The 17,555-nt window shown below is 68.3% G+C and carries 16 protein-coding genes, 1 pseudogene and 1 CRISPR repeat array (1 of these 18 cut by a window edge); of the genes and pseudogenes, 7 read left to right on the top strand and 10 right to left on the bottom strand.

Going from position 1 to position 17,555, the window contains the following annotated elements; translation table 11 throughout:
- Nucleotides 1-64: 64 nt before the first annotated feature.
- Complete coding sequence (locus tag ACH499_RS32855) at nucleotides 65-1,156, bottom strand: IS630 family transposase (protein WP_399020518.1); 1,092 nt, start codon at nucleotides 1,154-1,156, stop codon at nucleotides 65-67.
- Nucleotides 1,157-1,288: 132 nt separating this feature from the next.
- On the opposite strand from ACH499_RS32855, the gene ACH499_RS32850 reads away from it, so the two are divergent.
- From ACH499_RS32850 to ACH499_RS32840, 3 genes are all read left to right on the top strand, one after another.
- Nucleotides 1,289-2,014 carry a class I SAM-dependent methyltransferase gene (locus ACH499_RS32850; RefSeq protein ID WP_399020516.1) on the top strand — a complete coding sequence of 242 codons (726 nt, stop codon included), beginning with the start codon at nucleotides 1,289-1,291 and terminating at the stop codon, nucleotides 2,012-2,014.
- Nucleotides 2,015-2,346: 332 nt separating this feature from the next.
- A complete protein-coding gene (locus ACH499_RS32845) occupies nucleotides 2,347-2,595 on the top strand; it encodes a hypothetical protein (protein ID WP_399020514.1) in 249 nt (82 codons plus the stop codon).
- A gap of 33 nt (nucleotides 2,596-2,628) precedes the next feature.
- Entirely contained in the window at nucleotides 2,629-3,615 is a 987-nt protein-coding gene (locus ACH499_RS32840) for a phosphotransferase family protein (protein WP_399020512.1), read from the top strand.
- Between the two features lie 39 nt (nucleotides 3,616-3,654).
- Here ACH499_RS32840 and ACH499_RS32835 read toward each other — a convergent pair whose 3' ends face one another.
- From ACH499_RS32835 to ACH499_RS32810, 6 genes are read right to left on the bottom strand one after another with little or no spacing between them, the layout of a single operon-like run.
- Entirely contained in the window at nucleotides 3,655-4,452 is a 798-nt protein-coding gene (locus tag ACH499_RS32835) for a class I SAM-dependent methyltransferase (protein ID WP_399020510.1), read from the bottom strand.
- Nucleotides 4,449-5,690: an ATP-grasp domain-containing protein gene (locus ACH499_RS32830; protein ID WP_399020508.1), complete on the bottom strand. Its 1,242-nt coding sequence runs from the start codon at nucleotides 5,688-5,690 to the stop codon at nucleotides 4,449-4,451. Before ACH499_RS32830 ends, ACH499_RS32835 begins: the two co-directional genes overlap by 4 nt.
- Nucleotides 5,687-6,829: a glycine amidinotransferase gene (locus ACH499_RS32825; protein WP_399020506.1), complete on the bottom strand. Its 1,143-nt coding sequence runs from the start codon at nucleotides 6,827-6,829 to the stop codon at nucleotides 5,687-5,689. Before ACH499_RS32825 ends, ACH499_RS32830 begins: the two co-directional genes overlap by 4 nt.
- 18 nt (nucleotides 6,830-6,847) lie before the next feature.
- Complete coding sequence (locus ACH499_RS32820; RefSeq protein WP_399020504.1) at nucleotides 6,848-7,825, bottom strand: aspartyl/asparaginyl beta-hydroxylase domain-containing protein; 978 nt, start codon at nucleotides 7,823-7,825, stop codon at nucleotides 6,848-6,850.
- 14 nt (nucleotides 7,826-7,839) lie between these two features.
- Complete coding sequence (locus tag ACH499_RS32815) at nucleotides 7,840-9,207, bottom strand: hypothetical protein (RefSeq protein ID WP_399020502.1); 1,368 nt, start codon at nucleotides 9,205-9,207, stop codon at nucleotides 7,840-7,842.
- Between the two features lie 19 nt (nucleotides 9,208-9,226).
- Nucleotides 9,227-10,411 (bottom strand): cytochrome P450, encoded by a 1,185-nt coding sequence (locus ACH499_RS32810; protein WP_399020500.1) that lies wholly within the window; start codon nucleotides 10,409-10,411, stop codon nucleotides 9,227-9,229.
- A 311-nt stretch (nucleotides 10,412-10,722) separates the two neighbouring features.
- Between ACH499_RS32810 and ACH499_RS32805 the strand changes: the two genes are divergently transcribed.
- The 3 genes from ACH499_RS32805 (at nucleotide 10,723) to ACH499_RS32795 (ending at nucleotide 14,074) form a co-directional block, all read left to right on the top strand.
- Nucleotides 10,723-11,730: a hypothetical protein gene (locus tag ACH499_RS32805; protein WP_399020498.1), complete on the top strand. Its 1,008-nt coding sequence runs from the start codon at nucleotides 10,723-10,725 to the stop codon at nucleotides 11,728-11,730.
- The gene (locus ACH499_RS32800; RefSeq protein ID WP_399020496.1) at nucleotides 11,721-12,143 is read left to right on the top strand and encodes a hypothetical protein; all 423 of its coding nucleotides are present in this window, start codon (nucleotides 11,721-11,723) and stop codon (nucleotides 12,141-12,143) included. Before ACH499_RS32805 ends, ACH499_RS32800 begins: the two co-directional genes overlap by 10 nt.
- Before the next feature lie 929 nt (nucleotides 12,144-13,072).
- Nucleotides 13,073-14,074, top strand: a complete 1,002-nt coding sequence (locus ACH499_RS32795; RefSeq protein ID WP_399020494.1) for a helix-turn-helix domain-containing protein — start codon at nucleotides 13,073-13,075, stop codon at nucleotides 14,072-14,074.
- 206 nt (nucleotides 14,075-14,280) lie between these two features.
- Here the strand turns inward: ACH499_RS32795 and ACH499_RS32790 are convergent, their stop codons facing one another.
- The gene (locus ACH499_RS32790; RefSeq protein WP_399020492.1) at nucleotides 14,281-14,844 is read right to left on the bottom strand and encodes a hypothetical protein; all 564 of its coding nucleotides are present in this window, start codon (nucleotides 14,842-14,844) and stop codon (nucleotides 14,281-14,283) included.
- Nucleotides 14,825-15,793 (bottom strand): hypothetical protein, encoded by a 969-nt coding sequence (locus ACH499_RS32785; protein WP_399020490.1) that lies wholly within the window; start codon nucleotides 15,791-15,793, stop codon nucleotides 14,825-14,827. The genes ACH499_RS32790 and ACH499_RS32785 overlap by 20 nt, the downstream gene beginning before the upstream one ends.
- A 315-nt stretch (nucleotides 15,794-16,108) precedes the next feature.
- On the opposite strand from ACH499_RS32785, the pseudogene ACH499_RS32780 reads away from it, so the two are divergent.
- Nucleotides 16,109-16,383: pseudogene (locus ACH499_RS32780) on the top strand (transposase); the annotation flags it as partial.
- A 142-nt stretch (nucleotides 16,384-16,525) separates the two neighbouring features.
- On the opposite strand, the gene ACH499_RS32775 reads toward ACH499_RS32780, so the two are convergent.
- Entirely contained in the window at nucleotides 16,526-17,038 is a 513-nt protein-coding gene (locus ACH499_RS32775) for a Uma2 family endonuclease (protein ID WP_399020578.1), read from the bottom strand.
- Nucleotides 17,039-17,280: 242 nt separating this feature from the next.
- A CRISPR array of direct repeats spans nucleotides 17,281-17,555; the repeat unit is 29 nt; unit sequence GGGACCATCCCCGCGGGTGCGGGGAGTAG (it continues 669 nt past the right edge of the window).

Raw genomic sequence — 17,555 nt, 5'->3', positions numbered from 1 at the left:
CGCGCAGTCTGTCATTTGGACCGTAACTTCAGCGTACTTTGACCGCATAAATACCGTACGAACTCTAGTGACCTGAGTCAGAGATTCGTCGGCAGTAGGCGGCGACTTTGTCAAGGATCTCGTCGGCGGTCTTCGTCCAGATGAAGGGCCGCGGGTGCTCGTTCCAGTCGGTGAGCCATGCGCGGATGTCGCGTTCGAGAGCCTGGACGGAGCGGTGGACGCCTCGCTTGAGCTTCTTCTGTGTGAGCTCAGCGAACCACCGCTCCACGAGGTTCAGCCAGGACGAACTCGTCGGTGTGAAGTGCAGGTGGAAACGAGGGTGCGTTAGCAGCCACTGCTTGATGGCAGGCGTCTTGTGGGTGACGTAGTTGTCCAGGATCAGGTGCACGTCTAGATCAGCGGGGACTTCCTTGTCGAGCTTGGTCACGAACTTCTTGAACTCGATGGCCCGGTGGCGTCGGTGCAGGGAGCCGATGACCTTGCCGGTGGCGACTTCCAGTGCGGCGAACAGGGTGGTGGTGCCGGAGCGGACGTAGTCGTGGCTGCGGCGTTCGGGAACGCCGGGAACCATCGGCAGCACAGGCTGGGACCGGTCGAGAGCCTGGATCTGGGACTTCTCGTCCACGCAGAGCACCAAGGCCTTCTCCGGCGGGTCGAGATACAGGCCCACGACATCGCGGACCTTGTCGATGAACAGCGGGTCCGTGGACAGCTTGAACGTCTGCGACCGGTGCGGGGCCAGGGCGAACGCCCGCCAGATCCGCGAGATCGCCGACTGCGACATACCCGTGGCCGCCGCCATCGACCGGGTCGACCAGTGGGTGGCGTTCTTCGGTTTCTCCTCGAGTGTCTTGACGATGACCCGTTCGACGTCCGCGTCGGTGATCTTCCGCGGGACGCCGGGCCGCGGCTCGTCAGACAGGCCGTCCAGGCCGCGTTCGAGGAAGCGGCGCCGCCAGGTGCGGACCGTGTCGGGAGCGACCCCGAGCCGGCGTGACACCTCCATGATCGAGTGCCCGTCGACGCACTCCAGCACGATCCGCGACCGCTGGGCCAGCGCCTGAGCCGTCGTGCGGCGACGCACCCACCCCTCCAGCACAGCCCGCTGGGCATCGGTCACCAACAACGGCGGAATCTTCGGACCCGGACGACTCATACCGAACCAACGATGAATCTCCGACTCAGGTCACTAGTGGTGAGGCGACTCCCTCGCCCGAGAAACCCCAGCCAGCCGAGTCCGGCGAAACTCAGTAGCTCTTCGAGGTCGGCTCTGCATACGTTCGGCCGCATGGCTGACGACTGCTTCGGGCATCCACGACTCGCCGCGATCTACGATCCGCTCGACCCCGACCGCAGCGATCTCGATGCCTACCTCCGGATGACGGAAGAGTTCGGGGCGCGCCAAGTTCTGGACATCGGCTGCGGCACCGGGGTGTTCGCACTTCTCCTGGCCGACCGCGGGATCGACGTCGTCGGCATCGATCCCGCCCAGGCATCCGTCGACGTCGCCCGGGCCAAACCGGGCAGTGACCGAGTGCGCTGGATCTGCGGTGACGCCACAGCCCTCCCGTCACTGCAGGTCGACCTCGCGACGATGACAGCGAACGTCGCCCAGGCCATCGTTGATCCGGACACCTGGCAGAAGACGCTGCAGGGAGCCTACGAGGCACTACGGCCCGGCGGGCACCTGGTCTTCGAGACCCGTGATCCGGCCAGACGCGCCTGGGAAGAATGGACCCGCGAGCACTCCTACCGCGTGACGGAGATCCCGGGCGTCGGCCCCGTCGAGAACTGGGTCCATCTGCTCGAGGTGAGCCAGTCTCTCGTGACCTTCCGCTGGACCTACGTCTTCGCAGCGGACGGACAGGTTCTGACGTCGGATTCGACGCTGCGCTTCCGGGGACGTGACGAGGTCGAGACGGACCTGGTCGCCCATGGCTACGTGGTGCAAGACGTCCGCGATGCGCCTGACCGGCCAGGCAAAGAGTTCGTCTTCCTCGCACGACGCCCCTGACCTACCGTGCTCCACGCCACTCAAACTTTGATGGCACACGCTCAAAGATCGAGGTGACAGGACACCAGGGCTGGGACACAGCCCCCCGCCCCCGTCCGCGACTCCCTCGCCGCGCGCTCCGCACGGGCCCGGCGCAGCGCCGCGGCGTGGGAGACGTCGGCAGCCGTGTCCGAAGCAACTTTTTAACTTGTTGACAAGTTAAGGTCTAGTCGTAACTTTCAAACAAGTCAGTAAGTTGAGGAGTGGGTGTGCTTCAGATCCAGCTGGGCCCGGAGCGGCCCGCCGAACCAGGCGACCATCTCGGCCGGTCCACGATTGGGTGGCGCCCGGGCATGACAGAGGACGAGGCGTGGATGGCCGGCCGCGGCATCTGGAAGTTCAACGCTGACCGGGCTCTGGCCCAGGACGAAGTGCAGATCGTCAACCCCGAGGGTCTGGTGCTGGCCGTCGCCACGATTACGGGGATCAGCAAGCATGGAGCCCGGTACGCCCTCGAGGGGACCCTCCTGTACGGCGACGCGCGGGTCGGGAAGCCCACCACCACCCCGCATCGGTCCCGTAACTCCGTCGCCTACTTCTGACCAGCCGCCTTCCCGCCTCCGTTGAGGAGCCTCATGGACTTCCGATCCATCTCCCGCGACCCGCACGCCTTCCAGCAGCCCGTCACCCCGGAGGACATCGAGGCGATCGGGCGGCGTGCCTTCGGGTCCGCAGCACAAGTTACCTCTGCTGTGGAACTCGGTGGCGGGATGTACAACACCACCTTCCGGATCGCTGTGGACAGCCTGGAAGAGCCGGTCATCCTGCGCATCGCCCCCACTTCCGTCCAGCAGTTCAGCTCCGAGCGGGAGCTGATGCGCAACGAGTACGCAACCGTCCCCTACCTCTCCCCCATCGCCGGTCTCGTCCCGCGCGTGCTGTTCGCCGACTGGTCGCAGGAGGTCGCCGGCCGGGACTGGATGGTGCAGAGCCACCTCACGGGCGTGCCCGCCCCGGAACGGCTTGGCGCCTATCCCCGGGACCTGTGGCTGGGCTTCTTCGCCCAGCTCGGCGAGATCACGGCCCGCGTTCACGCCGTCCGGGGCGGGCATTTCGGGCCGGTCGCGGGGCCTGGCCATGGCACCTGGAGCGCGGCCGTGATCGCCTCCCTCCGTGCCATCGCCGACGACCTGGGCCGTGTGGGCCTGGATGCCGCCGACGTACGCAAGGTCGCCGACCTCGCCGGCGAGCACCACGCTGTCCTCGACGAGATCACCGAAGCGCGTCTGCTCACGGGGGATCTGTGGACCGTCAACACCATGCTCTACCCTGAGGCCCCCACGCCGGTGATCACCGGCGTGCTTGACCTGGACCGCACCCTCTTCGGTGATCCGGCGGCTGACTGGACCATCCGCATGGCCTGCGCCAAACAGGACGAGCGCACCGCGTTCTGGGACACCTACGGCCCCCGCGACACCTCCCCGGCCGCTCTCTGGCGGTCCCTTGTCTACGAGGCCCGCCACCTGGGCGCCATCCGTTTGGAGCGTCACCGTCTCCGCAAGGACGAGGGCGTCCGCGACACCTACAGCGCCTTGGCCGACGTCCTGGCCCAGCTGACCTGACCGTCTTGGCTGTGACCGGTCCCGCCGGGCGGGGCGTCTTCATCTCCGTACGGCGGTGACCGCCACGCGGCGCAGCAGGTGCGCGGTGGGCAGCCGTCGTCGAGCTTCGCCCTGCAGTCCGGCCAGTGCCGTGCCCGGCTCGGCCGGCACGGTGAGCGCGGTCCGATAGATCGACTGGTAGGCGGCGTCCCATGCCGGCGCACTGGTGCAGTGCACGTCGGTGAAGCCCGCTGCGCGCAGCACGCGAACCCAGTCGGTGTGCTGGTGACGCGCAGGCAGGCGCGTATCGCCCGGCATGTGGGGATGCCAGCCGGTGAGTACCAGGCGGCCACCGTGCTTGAGGATGCGCAGGGCCTGACGGGCTGCGGCGACCCGGTCAGGGGCGTACTGCAGGGCGTCCAGCGACAGCGCCCGGTCCACGCTCGCGTCGGCCAGGGGGAGGCTTGCGAGGTCGGCTACGGCGAACGCTGCCTCGATGTGAGGGGACCGTGCGGCCCGGTGGTGGGCGTGGGAGACGGCGACCGGGGAGAAGTCGATACCGATCAGGTTCGCGCGTGCTTGGCCGGCGAGCCACAGGCCAGGGCCTCCGCGGCCGCAGCCGAGGTCGGCCAGGAGTTGCCGTGGGTGGAGGTCGAGCCGGTCGGCGATGTGGTGGAGCAGGTCGGCGCAGAGGAAGGAGAACAGGTCGAGGCCGGGCGGCAGGTCGGGGTCGACCATGTGGGCGATCGCGCTGAAGGTGCTGTCGCCGGTGTGTCCGTCGCTGGTGAAGAGCCGGTCGAACTCCGGGGCCCTGGTGGTCTGGTGGCCGGCTGTGTCGGCCGTTCGTGGGGTGCTCACGTCGCGGTCCCTGGGTCGACGGTGACGGTGATCTGGCGCATGATGCGGTCGGCTTGCTCGTCGACCGTGTGCGGATCGCGGCCGGTGACGATGACGTGGCCGAGGCGGCCTCGGTTGGACGTTGCCGGGCCGACGTGCGTATCCGTGGCCGTTCGCACGCGTGCCGCAGGGATGGTGGGGGTCACCTCTGGCAGGCCGGTGACAGCGACGAGGCGGCCCGCGTGGGGCGTGGTCAGGAACCGGACGGTGGCGTAGCCGCTGCCTGCCGGGGGGAGTGTGGCCGGGTGGCCGAGGGCGATGTCCCACAGGGTGCGCCACGGGTCAATGCCGAGAGCGTGCTGGATCAGGACGCCGATGTGACCGGTGCCGAGTCGGGCGCCGATCTCCAGGACGGTGCACCGGCCGTGGGGGGTGAGGACGAGTTCGGTGTGGGTGGCGCCGTTGCGGACACCGACCGCGGCGATCGCCCGGTCGGTCTGGTCGAGCAGGGTGCGCTCGGCGGCCGCGGGCAGGCGGGCGGGCAGCGTGTGGCCCAGCTCGACGCGGTGGATGCCGCCGGTGGTGTGCTTGCGGGTGATGCACAGATGGGTGGTGACACCGTGCTGGGTGACGGACTCGACGCTGACCTCAAGGCCGCCGACGTGTTCCTGGACCAGGAGGCGCTCGTCGCGTGGCATCCCGTACATCACCTGTGCCTGGCGGGCGGCGTGCCAGGCCGGGGTCAGCTGCTGGGGACTGGTGATCACGGTGACGCCGGCTGATCCGGCGCCGTCGGCCGGTTTGACGACGCAGGGGAAGCCGGCCGCGCGGGCCGCGGCCCGCAGTTCGCGCGGGTCCGCGACGATCGCGGTGCGAGGCGTGGAGACGTGGCCGGCGTCGAACGCGGCGGCCATGAGGGCCTTGTTGCGTGCGGCGGCCGTGCGTTCGGGATTGTTGCCGGGCAGGCTGAGAGCCGCGCAGGCCCGGGCGGCCAGGTCGGTGAGGTACTCGTTGACGGTGAGCAGGGCCTTCGCGCCGATACGGCGTCCGTAGCCGGTGATGTCCTTGAGGGCTTGCCCGGGCCGGGCGAAGTCGGTGACCAGATGGCCCTGCAGGAGCTGGCGCAGCTCGCGGGGGTAGGTGGCGAGGGTGGCGGCGTCGGTGACGGCATGCAGGGGGTGGCCGGCGGCGGCCGCGGCGCGGGCCAGTTGCTCGGACTCGGGGCCGGCCGCCTCCAGCAGCAGGACCGGCACGCTCACCGGTAGTCCTCCGGCCCGCCCGTGCGGCGTGTGTCGAGGGTGAAGCAGTGGAAGCCGCCGCCGAACAGGCGGCGGTGGCGGTGGCGGACCGGGATCACGGTGAAGCCCTCGCCCTCCAGCGTCTTGAGCAGGCCGGTGCAGTCGGCATTGACCAGCACGCGCTGCTCGTCCAGGGACAGCACGTTGATGTCGATGTAGGGGCTGGTGAGGACCAGGTCGGTGTCGTCGTAGGTGGGGAAGCTGCCGGGGGCGGGTTCGGGCGGCACGATGAACTTCCAGCTCTGGAAGGCGTCCGGGAGCATCTCGCGCAGCCCGGCGTGCCGGGCGAGGAACACCCCGGGCTTGAGGGCCAGGAGCATGGAGTCGATGTGGTTGTCGGCCATGCGGTGCACGCGGTGGAGGCGGAAGCGTCCTGCCACCTGTCGCTGTAGCCAGTCGGCGCCGAGCCGGTGGTTGTCCTGCGCGATGTTGACGATCAGGTCCAGTCCCAGGCGCAGCACCTGGGCGCCGTCGAGCATCATCTCGAGGCCGACGTCGTACGGGCTGGGCTGCGGGTCGGTGATCGGTTCGGTCGGCCCGCCGAGGGTGGTGGCGGCGTCCCGGGCGTAGGAGAGGTCGAAGCTGGCGTCGGTGAGGGTGGGCCGGGGCATCGTCGACCAGCGGGCGCCGGCGTCTGCGTAGTGGTGGAAGACGGGGGTCAGCAGCCGGGTTTCCAGGTAGCGGCTGCGGACGGCGGGTGCGGTTTCGATGATCTCGTCGCCGAGGATGAGGGTGTTGTCCCGGATGTTCAGTGCCGGGGTGGGGGCGGCCTGCCAGCCCAGCCCGGCGATCGGTGCGGCGTTTTCGGGCAGCGGCAGCGGCCGGTGCACGGTGATGCCGAGGGAGGCGAGCAGGGCGGCGAGGTTCTCGACGTCCTCGTGGAGTTCCTCGGTGTACCGCTTGCTGATCTTCCACGTCTGGGCCTGCCCGCCGCTGCCGCGGGCGGCCAGCCGCGGGTAGGCCCAGTCGGAGCGGTAGCCGCCGATGGCCTCGTGGAAGAACAACTCGAAGGTGAGGTCACGGTCGTGGCCCACGTAGTTCTCCGCGGAACCCACGATGATCTCGCGCAGTGGGGTGAAGTCGTCGTAGCTGTTCAGCATGGGTGCGTCCTCGTTTCGTCAGGTGTGGGCCTGGCTGCCGTCGGCGGCCGGGAGGGGGAAGTGCTGGCTGGTCAGGGCGCGGCCGTGCCGGGCATGCAGCACGACGTGGTCGCCGCGGAGCTGGAGCGTGCGCTGCTCGCTCCAGCCGGCGTAGCGGTACTCGCTGTCGGCGACGGGCGCGAGGGCGTAGCGGTGCTCCCCGGCCTGAAGGGCGAGGTCGTCACCGCGTGCGGCGAGCCGGATGGTCGTGGAGGGGCCCTCCAGCGGGGTGTCGTGGGCGAAGTCCATGAACCCGGACGGCAGGGCCAGGGTTGTCGGCAGCGTGGCGGGCGGCCGCTGTGCGGGGTCGGGCTGTCGGTTGAACAGCACGTCGGCGTCGGCGAGCTTCTCCTGCCACGGGGCGGGGAAGAGTCCGGCGAGCTCACGGGTGAGCAGTGCGTCGATGACCGCGTGGACGCGCCGTAGCGGCCCGGTGTTGCGCACCAGGTGCTCGCGGGAGAAGTCGCCGTACCAGAAGGTGCCGGGCTGCCAGCGGTGCTCGGTGCCGTCGAGGACGAGGACCGCGCCAGGGTGGGTGGTGATCGGGATGTGCAGGCGCACCATGCCGCGGATGAGTGCGTACTTGGGGTCGCGGTGTGGCTGGGAGGCGGCGCTGGGGCCGAGAGCGAGCAGCCGGACGGCGTTCAGCGGGGCCGGGATGGTGTCGAGGATCTGCTGCAGGTAGGGCAGCTGTTGAAGCCAGCAGGTGGCGGCGTAGTCGTGGGGGCCGGGGCCGCCGGGGTCGGTGCGGGTGGGGTCCCCGCCGGGGCTGCGCAGCGGCAGCACACGCCAGTCGGTCGGGGTGTCGGGGCCGATACGGCCGGCCGTGTGGTGGGTGCGCTGGCGTTCCCACTCGTGGTCGGTGACAGTGGCCAGTTCGGCGGCGAGGCGGGCCGGGTCGAAGACGGGGGTGAGGCGGGCCGCAGGTGCGGGCCGCGCGGGTGTCGCGGTACTCATCGGTGTGCCTTTCGTCAGGCCGCCGTGCGGGGTGCGGCGAAGCGGGTCTGCAGGGCGTTCCAGATCGCGTCACGGCTGGCGGGGGTGTCGTAGACGGTGGAGAAGGTGAACTGAGCGCCCCTGCCGGTGCCGGGGGGTGGGTCGACGATGGGCATCGACACGATCACTCCGGTGCGGGTGGCGGGGTCGTAGCCGAGGCCGAGTTCGGTCAGCGTGCGGTGGAAGGTGGCGCCGTCCGGGACCGTCCAGTGGGCGGGGACGTGGGTTTCGGTGACGGTGCGCTCGGGGCCGGTATTCGCGTGCACGATGTGGTGGGCGAAGACCTCGTAGATGTGCCAGGACCCGGTGACCTGGGCGTTGACCTCGGTGAACAGCACTTGACCGTCGGGGGTGACGATCGCGTCGGTGCTCAGGCGGCCGCGGTAGCCGACGTCCCGGTAGGTAGCGGCGAGACGTGTGGAGCCGTCCAGCAGCTGCTTGTGGACGGCCGGGGTGAGGTCACGCAGGGGCACGCTCTCGTGGCTCAGGCGCCGGCCGGTGTAGCGCAGCTCGCCCATCTCGGTCGGAATGATGCTGGTGTCGGTGAGGTGCTGCTCGCAGTACACGGTCCGCGCGTCGGGGATGAACTCCTCGATGACGACGGGGAAGCGGCCCTGGGCACTCGCCCACGGCCAGCGCTCGGACCAGTACGCGGTGATCGCCGTGGTCGGGTCGGTGCGCTGCAGCTGGTGCAGGTGGCGGGCGCCGGCGTGGCCGGTGGCCAGTGAGGGATCGGCCACGAGCAGCTCGTTGCCCACGCCGGCACCGTTGTGGGCCTGCTTGACCACGACCGCACCAGTGCTCGCGAGCTGGGAGCAGGTGGCGGTGGCGGCCTCGCCCGGGTCGCGGACGACGGTGCCCGCGGGGACGGGAGCCCCGGCCGCGGCCGCGAGCATCCTGAAGGCGGCTTTGTTGTTGACGAGTTCGCCACCCCCTTGGGTGAGGAATCCGGCACCGGGCAGCTTCTCGTCCAGGCCGAGGGCCGTAGCGAAGCGGGCGACGGACGCCGACGGCCACAACGCCCACACCTGCGTGACCGCCTGGGCACCGCCGACGTCGGCGAGCACGGAGCGGACCTGGGCGACGAGGTCGGGGTGGGTCAGCATCTGCGGGTCGAGTAGACGGCCGCCGAACTGGCCGGGCGGCACCGTCACCAGATGCAACTGCTTCGGGTCGGTGCCGGTGAGGCCGGTCGCGTAGCGCAGAAACCCAGGGTCGGGCGGGGCGCACAGTAGGACGAGGTCGCCGTTGCGGGCGCCCCACAGCGCGCGCTGCGTCCACGCCCACAGGTCGGTGCGATGACGGATGGCCGGGTCGATGTGGTTGGCGACGATGATCCTCACGGCAGCTCCAAGCGGCGGTTCAGGGGCGGGAGTGGAGGGAGAGCGGGAGACGAGCGAAGGTGCGCATCGTGGCCGTGCGTAGGCGGATTGCGGGCCCGGCCGGGCACGGCCAGACCTGGGTGTCGAGTAGCGCGTCGACGAGCACGGCCAGGACGCGCTGGGCCATGACCGTGCCGAGGCAGGCGTGGGTGCCCCAGCCGTAGCCGAGGTGCTGGTTGGGCGTACGGTCCACGACGATCCGGTCGGGATCGGCGAAGGCGTCGGGGTCGCGGTTGGCCGCCGCGAACAGCACGGTCACCTTCTGGCCGCGCCGCACCCGCACGCCGCGGATCGTGACGTCGCCGGTGGCCAGGCGGGTGGTGCCCTGCACGGGGCCGTCGTAGCGGACCAGCTCGTCAACGGCCGTACGCACCAGATGCCGGTTCTCGCGCAGCACGGACCGGAGCTCGGGATGGTGGGCCAGGGCGTGCAGCAGGTTGCCGAGCGCGGCGGTGAGGGTGGAGTAGCCGCCCTGGAACATCACGCGGGCGGTGTGCCGCATGTAGGCCGCCTGCTCGGGGCCGGCGGCCGCGGCACGCGTGCGGACATGCCCGAGCAGCCCGGTGGGCCGGCCCGTGGTGGTGAACCAGGACGCTACGAGGTCACTCAGCTGTGTGCGGGCGTGCCGGCCGGGCTCGACGAGTTCCGGGTCCAGGCCCGCGTCCATGCTTCGCATGATCGTGTCGGAGGTGGCCGCCCATTCGGCCAGCGGCGGGGGTGTGACACCGAGCAGGCCGGTGGTGGCGGCCAAGGCGACGGGCTGTGCGAGCTGGCTCATCGCCTCCACCGGGTGGGCCCCCGACTGCTCCAGCCGCTCGCGGACCAGATGGCCGACCGAGTGCTGGAGAGTGTCAAGGTCCTGCGCGTGCAGAGCGCTCATGAACAGGCTGCGCACCCCGGCCTGCTGGGGCGGGTCGAGGACCTGCACGCTCAGGTGCGCGTCCGGGACCTTCAGACCGAGGCGGCGCGGATCCCGTGCGAACCTCTCGTGGTCCCGCAGTACGCGCAGACAGTCGTGGTAGCGGGAGGTCAGCCAGGACTGCATCGTCTCGTGCCAGGCCACCGGCGTCTGCTCGCGCAAGGCGGCGAGCACCGGGTAGGGGTCGGCGAGCGTCGCCTCGTCCAAGGGGTGGTAGCGCACCGGAGTCATCGGTCCCGTGGCCATCGAGGGGGTCTCCTTTACAGCAGGGTGGGCCGGTCCCGGCCGCCGGTGATGCCGGCGGCCGGGATGCGGACAACGGGCCTCGCCGAGCGAGGAGATCAGTGGTCGTAGCCCATGGCGCCCCTCCCCTCATCCGGAGGTGTCCCGGCCACAACCGGCCGGGTCCAGACAGCGTCGCCCGCAGCCAGCACCGGGGTCATTGCGCCTGTTCAGAGGCCGTATTGCGGCTTGCCGCAATACGCGACTTCGTCCTGCCTGAGCGGCAGCGCCTGGGATAACGTGAAGGGCTCAAACCTGGTTTGACGGGGGCGCCCATGACCGCCGCAATCACCCGCTCGCGCCGTGCCGCCATCGCGCGGGAGGCCGCGTTGATCCGCAGACGGTGCCAGCGCACCGGCTTCACCACCGAGCACATCGCTGCGGCGATCCGTCAGGAACTTGCCGAGGTCACGGAGCTGGAAGCCTGGCGGCTGGCCTTGGGATGGTCCCGGGCCGACACCGTTGCTCAGATCGGCGAGCTGTACGTCGCGGACGGTCTGCTGCTGCCCGGGTTATCCGAGTCGATGCTGTGCCGCTGGGAACACGATCCCGAAGATTGGCCCGGCCAGGACTACACGGTCATGCTGTGCCGCGCCTACCGGGCCAGCCCACAACAGCTGGGACTGCACAAGATTCCTCGAGTACGGCAGTTGTCGTCGTGGACCGCGGAGTTGATCGGATACGGTCGCAGCGACGCCGGCGTGGCCGCATCCGGCCGGCAGGAAGGGACGGATCCGATGACCACCGATGCTGGGGTCCCCTCGGTCAGAGAGTCCCTTCAGCTCGCGATCCTGGCAGAGCCTTCAGGCGGCCCGCTGATCGACGAACTCGCCGCCGACCACTACCACCTCAACTACAGCAAGCATCCCCTCCCGGTGCTGTTCCGGGAAGTCCGCGCGACCCGCTCCCTGCTGGCCTCAGTACTGCCTGCCGACACCGACGGCACCGAGCTGCACCGCCAGGTCGGCCGACTGTCCGGGCTGCTGGGCAACCTGGCCTTTCACCTGGACGACGCCGCCGGCGCCCGCACCCATCTGGGCACCGCCGTGGCGTATGCCAACCGATGCGGCGACGCCGCGCTGCTGGCGTGGGCGTACGGGGCGCAGAGCATGGTCGCCCGCCACACCGGCAACCTGACCGCCGCGCTCACGTACGCCGAGCGTGGCGCGGCCGCCGCCCCTCCGGCCTGGTCCGTGCCCAACTCCATGCCTGGGCCCTGCTCCGGACCCTCGCCGAGCAGGGCCGCGACCGGGAAGCCACCGCAGCCCTCGACGTGGCACTGACCGAACTCGAAGCAGACCCGGCCGGACAGGCCCCAGGGCGCTTCGGCTTCGACGAACCGGAACTCGCCCTGCACCAGGCGGAGGCCCGCCTCGTGCTGGGCCGCACCGACCAGGCCCGTACCCGCGCAGAGGCCTCCGCGGCCGCCTGCACCCCCGGCACCGCCGGATGGGCCGCCGCCACCCTCGTCCTCGCCCAGGCCGAAGCCCCCGACCAGCCGTCCGACGCCGCACAACGCGCCCTGGACGTACTCGACCGGGTACCGCCGAGCCGACTGCGCGCCACCTCCCGCACCCGGCTGCAGCGGCTGGAGGGACTACTCGCCGCCCGCCCCGCCGAATACGTCGCTGACTTTCGCGAACGCCTGCGCACCCTGCCGCCTCCCGTAGATGCGTCCGGCGCCGCATTGGCGTAACGCTGGCCTACCAGGTCGCGCTCGACTTCGGCTTCGTTGCCCTCGCCGGCCTCCCCCAGGAGGAATCCCTCGCTCTGGCAAAGCGCGTGGGGTTCTGTGATTGCGGCCGACTCACTCTGGACGACGGCGACCTCACCCGCCGGGCCCCGAGCGCCGTGGGGCCTCCAGCCTGACTACCTCCTGTTGCTCGCCGAGATCGACTACTCCCACCCATCTTCAAGCTGCATGGGGGGCAGCGCCCTGGTCCACGAACTGACCAAAGGTCAGAGAGCGGCCTTTGAGCTGGCTGCCCTGGCCGTGCTCCTGCGCCAGGGGGTGGCCTCGTCAGGCGCGGCAACAGTGCGGCGGGCGGTCGAGTCCGATGCCGCGGGCCCGAATAGCGGCCGATGGTGAAGTTGAAGCTGCTCGGCCTCCGACAGGTTCGCCGCCCCGAGCACGGTCGCGACCGCCAGGTGCGCCAGCACCCCCGCCCAGTCCCGCCAGTCGGCCATCAGACTGGACGGCAGCACTGTCGCCAACGCCCCGGCCAGCCCAGTCCGTTCCGCGCGCCGGCGCAGCGGCACCGCCCCGGCATGCCCGACCAGCCGCTTCCCGTCAGCCGCCACCTACAGCCGACGGTCCCACCCTGTACTCTCGACCACCGGAAAGGTGCCTTGCTTTCTGCAGCGGACAGGAGGTAGAAACTCACATCCTTGCAGGTCAACGGCACCTTTCTGCTGTCAGAGCGCCAGACCGCTCAATTCCGTTGAATAGCCAGGGTTTATGATCAGCGGAAAGCCGTCCTGCAGGTGCATCTACTTCCCGTCACAACGGTCCACACCGCCAACTTGGGGCTTTCTCAGTACCCGTGACTCTGCATCCGACCGCTAGAACGACGGAGCCCCTGGCGGTCATTCGCTCACGGACGCTGAAGAATCGAGGTTAGCTTAATGAATGCAGAAGCCGCAAAGGTTATGCACACCATCTTCAACAGTGCTGATGTGCCATCACCGGAGCGGGTCGATGCATTCAGGGAGATTACTGCAACATCCCTGGTGGCCTCGACAATTATTCCCCTGGAGCCAGCGACCTTCGAGGCGCGGCTGCAAGGAATGTCGCTCGGAGCGGCGCACATCTCCTCCATGTCCTACACCGCGCTGCGCTCTCAACGCACCCCTGCGCTCATCAGGCAGAGCGATCCGGAGCTATATCAGATCGCCCTAGTGACAGCCGGGCGGCAGGTCATTCAACAGGAACGGCGGAGTGCGGTACTCAGCGCAGGCGATCTAGTCCTGTACGACAGTTCACGTCCTTTCCATACGTCTGTTAGATCTGATGGAGCCAGCGCTGATTCCGTGGTTCTCCAGTTCCCCAAGGAACTCCTCCCGCTTCCTGGTCGCCAAATCGCCCAGCTATTGGCGGTACCTCTGCAAGGGCGGGTGGGGATCGGCCGTCTGCTGGCCCAATACTTGACCGGATTGATCAGAGAGCATGACGGCTACACTCCACGAAATTTGAACCGGCTGGGGGACACAGCACTCAATCTGGCGACGGCCATGCTGGCACATCTCCTCGACTGCGAGTCCGGGATGTCACCGGAATCACGCCAGCTCACGCTCTTCATGCGGGCGCATGCGTTCATCGATCAACATCTCAGCGACCCCCAACTGACTCCCACCACGGTCGCCGCAGCATGCCAGACCTCCACCCGCCACCTACAGCGGCTCTTTCAAGAGCAAGGTCTCACCCTCAGCGGACACATACGACAACGCCGCCTGGAACGCTGCCGCCAGGACCTGGCCGACCCTCAGAACCACCGCCCTCTCCACGCCATCGCTGCGCGCTGGGGGCTCACCGACCCCGCCCACTTCAGTCGGGCCTTCCGCACCGCCTTTGGCATACCGCCCAGCGCATACCGGCGTCTCGCACAGGGAGGGGAACATACTGTGTAATCTCGATGTCCCGCAGAGCAGGCTTTGAGCTCTATCCCGCCGACCAGGTGCGGGTGACGCCGAGGCGCTCAGATCTGGCCCGCTCACGGCGATCAACGAAAACATAGCTCCTGGCCGGCATAGCTTCTCCGTCCAGGAGCTTTGTTCTATCGTGCACCAGCCACCCTCACCCTAGACTGAAGGGCGCAGTGTCCGCTCGGTCGCGGTCAGGTCATGAACCTGTCGCATTCACCTTCCCACACCCAACGGTGGGAGCTGATGTTCTGGCCAACCGGAACACCAGAGGTGAAGTAGTTGTCGTTCAAGTCGTCGGCGTAGAGCTCGGACTTCTTGAGGCAGCTGTGCCCACCTGCCCAGTCAGTGCCGGTGCCGTTGAAGAACTGGACGGCCATCCCCGAGGTGCCCCTGTGCAAGACCGAGCTCGCCCGGTTGGTGTCACCGCCCTGGAAGGCGCCGAGGTCGTTGCCCCAGTTGGAGTCGTCGCCGCTCGCGAGGCCAAGTGCGGTATGGCAGTCGAGGTACTCGTAGGCATACATGTAGCCCAGGGCCGCGCGCCAGTATTGGCTGTCGCAGTTCGTCTCGGCCTGAGCAGTGCCTGTAGGCACAAGCACGCCGACAGTAGCGAGGCCGAGGGTTGCAAATACGGCGGACAATTTTCGCACGGGTTCCACTCCAGTTGTAGTCGTTGCTGACATCCCGCAGCCGGGCAACTGCGGAAGATTCATCGAGAAGAGACGGATTCCTGCACCATCATGCTTGGTTTCGCACATTTGGATATTCCGCTGCGATGACCTTGGCTTGCGTCAATCCCGCTAGTCGCATGTGCTGATAGAGGGAAGTATCTTCGCGATATCGATGAGTCCATTTGTCGCGATACTCACCTTCCAGCGTCCGGGCCGTTTCAGCGAAGGACGTCACCCTTGCACACATGGCCTCGTCGACCGCGATTTCCACCTCGACAGAATGCGCTTCACCCTTGCTTAGATCTTTGGTGAGCTGGGGCAGTTCTGTCCGTATATCGGAGGGGCTGGCATAGTCGTACCCCTTCTCCCGCATACACGATGACCAATCTCGAAGCCCCTGTATAAAATCCTCATCCCTGACAAGGTAAGGCAAATATAGAGGGTTCAAGTTTGTGGAAATTGACTCCACGCGAAACCATGTCTCGAAGTTTCCATAAAGCTGCCCCTTCGCCTTGGCTCGACAGCCTTCGCGAGGCGTCCGGAGGGTGCCTCCGCTGGGGAGTTCAGTCGATAGCATGCCGCCCGAAGGGCCACCATCAAGCACATTGATATACCGAATGCGCTCCTTGTGCGGGAGGGTGTTCGCGTAGGCAATATTTCGGTCGTTCAGTCGAAGCTTTTCTGCTTGCTGCTTGAACTGGCCGCCGTATCCGTGTTTTTTCGCCCAGGCAACATCGTCAAGAACGTAGCCCCACCCCTTTCGCTCCGTGACACTGGCTACTGGCCCCACCCAGTACGGGAAGCCGGCCTCGTTTGCACATTTCTTGACGAGTACTTCGAGAGCCGCATCCAATTGAAATTCTTCGGCATTCGTCAACTCCCGCCCCTGCCGCGCCAATGATTGTGCGGAGTTCGACTGCGTCTTGTTCGTGGTGCAGCCGGACGCACCGAGGGCGATAATCGCCGTGACGATAACCGTGGCCGCACTGCCGAGTGTGCCCCTAACGAACAGGCCGATCCGGATCATTGGTCGCACAGCGATCTTCCTTGTCGGTCTCTCTTGAGATCCGCGTTACAAGCGTTACCGAAAGAGCTTCCAGCTTTGGCCCGTTGAGTATTGCAAGGGTGAGGACATTAATCCTTGTTCATGCGCGCCGTATGCTTGAGCATGTGCGCCAAGGGCGTGTGGGCTGCCGGTCGGGCCGTGGCCAGAGTCACGTCGTTTAGGTGATGTGTCCTTGTACGCTCGATTCGTCAGCGAGATCCGGTAGCTGACCTGCGCGCCAGTTCGCTCGTAATGTCCTCGGACCGTTCGAGGTGGGCCGTCGCGTGACGCCGCGGGTGCGTCGGCGTGTCGTTCCCCAAGTGCGGCAAGGCGTCGGCCGGGGCGGCCCGGCAGTGCTGCGGTGCGGTCGGGAAACGGGCGAACTGCCAGGTCGCGGTGAGTGTCCATGCCGCCACCGACGCCGCGTCCTGCCCACTCAACTGGGAACTTCATCTGCCGCGTGAGTGCACGAGTGCGCCGATCGATGCCGCAAGGCAGGAGTGCCGGACGACTCCGTCCACCAGGAGAAGTGGCGCCTCGCGCTCGGCCTGCTCGACACCCTCGGCGACCAGCAGATCAAGTACCGGTCGGGGTGTATGGCCTGCCTTCTTCCGTGGGCTACCAGGGACGATTCCAGGGTCTTCGCCACCTAGGTATCCGTCCACGCCCGGGCTGCCAGTTCCACGTTGCTGGCGCGCCGGAAAGGGGCTGACTGCTCCTGTACTACCTGCGGACCAGGGTTGCCGGGTCGAAGTCGAGCGAGAAGGGATCTTCGATCCTGGCGATGGCCCCCGCCAGGAACTCGCGACCGGTGTACGAGCCGCCCTGGCGGCGCCCGGCCACAAACCGCGGGGCCGGCTCCAGCTCGACGCGCCAGTAGTGCTCAATGCCGGCGGCCGCGTACAGCGCGGGCTTGAGCTTGCGGTCGGTGACCCGGGTCGAGGGGGACGCGACCTCGACCACCGCGAGCACATCGGGAGCGGAGACCGTCGCCCCCGCTTCCTCGGCGGCCGCGGCGTCCACGACAGTCAGGTTGGGATGAGCAGCCCGTCCGGGACGATGACGTTGATCCCCTCGTAGATCTCGACATCGGAGCCAGCGGCCTCGGCAGCCTTTCTCCAGCAGGTTGTGCAGCCAGTGCGAGGCACGCTGATGCGCCAGCCCGGGTGCGGGGCTCATCATCAGCCGCCCTCCGACGAGCTCAATGCGCTGCGTGCTGTCCTCGGGCAGTGCCAGGACGTCGTCCAGCGTTCAAGTCCCGACGTGGGTGTGGGCAACGGTCACGGTCACTTTCACCTCCTGCGGGGACGGCCCCAGTGTGGCCCGCGATGGTGGCCCCCTGTCTCCCCGGCCGCCGACAGTTCGGCGGAACACGCCGGGTCGGCGAGGCTGCAGTCGAAGACGCGGCCCGGCGCCGGGCGATATCCGGCACGGTGCGGGTCGCAGTGGAAATCTTCTACCACTGGCTGAACGACATCGGGACCATCCCCGCGGGTGCGGGGAGCAGCTCGACGAAGCCGAAGGGTTCGCCCAGGACGCGGGACCATCCCCGCGGGTGCGGGGAGCAGGGCTTCCCGTCGACGGCGACGGGGTAGCGGCCGGGACCATTCCCGCGGGTGCGGGGAGCAGTTGCCGGAGCCGAGACCGCCCAGGGCGAGCGAGGGACCATCCCCGCGGGTGCGGGGAGTAGGAGGTCACCCCGGAGCGCCCCCGCATCACGGTGGGACCATCCCCGCGGGTGCGGGGAGTAGAT

This window comes from Streptomyces sp. NPDC018947, from assembly GCF_044390505.1.
Lineage (GTDB): Bacteria > Actinomycetota > Actinomycetes > Streptomycetales > Streptomycetaceae > Streptomyces.
The sequence above is the reverse complement of the archived record's forward strand: the minus strand, read 5'-3'. Positions and strand labels throughout refer to the sequence as shown.

What these genes read in the sequence shown, in the direction of transcription:
- ACH499_RS32855 (WP_399020518.1), bottom strand. Translation starts at nt 1,156, where the DNA reads ATGAGTCGTCCGGGTCCGAAGATTCCGCCGTTGTTGGTGACCGATGCC.
- ACH499_RS32850 (WP_399020516.1), top strand. Translation starts at nt 1,289, where the DNA reads ATGGCTGACGACTGCTTCGGGCATCCACGACTCGCCGCGATCTACGAT.
- ACH499_RS32845 (WP_399020514.1), top strand. Translation starts at nt 2,347, where the DNA reads ATGACAGAGGACGAGGCGTGGATGGCCGGCCGCGGCATCTGGAAGTTC.
- ACH499_RS32840 (WP_399020512.1), top strand. Translation starts at nt 2,629, where the DNA reads ATGGACTTCCGATCCATCTCCCGCGACCCGCACGCCTTCCAGCAGCCC.
- ACH499_RS32825 (WP_399020506.1), bottom strand. Translation starts at nt 6,829, where the DNA reads ATGCTGAACAGCTACGACGACTTCACCCCACTGCGCGAGATCATCGTG.
- ACH499_RS32820 (WP_399020504.1), bottom strand. Translation starts at nt 7,825, where the DNA reads ATGAGTACCGCGACACCCGCGCGGCCCGCACCTGCGGCCCGCCTCACC.
- ACH499_RS32810 (WP_399020500.1), bottom strand. Translation starts at nt 10,411, where the DNA reads ATGGCCACGGGACCGATGACTCCGGTGCGCTACCACCCCTTGGACGAG.
- ACH499_RS32805 (WP_399020498.1), top strand. Translation starts at nt 10,723, where the DNA reads ATGACCGCCGCAATCACCCGCTCGCGCCGTGCCGCCATCGCGCGGGAG.
- ACH499_RS32795 (WP_399020494.1), top strand. Translation starts at nt 13,073, where the DNA reads ATGAATGCAGAAGCCGCAAAGGTTATGCACACCATCTTCAACAGTGCT.
- ACH499_RS32790 (WP_399020492.1), bottom strand. Translation starts at nt 14,844, where the DNA reads ATGTGCGAAACCAAGCATGATGGTGCAGGAATCCGTCTCTTCTCGATG.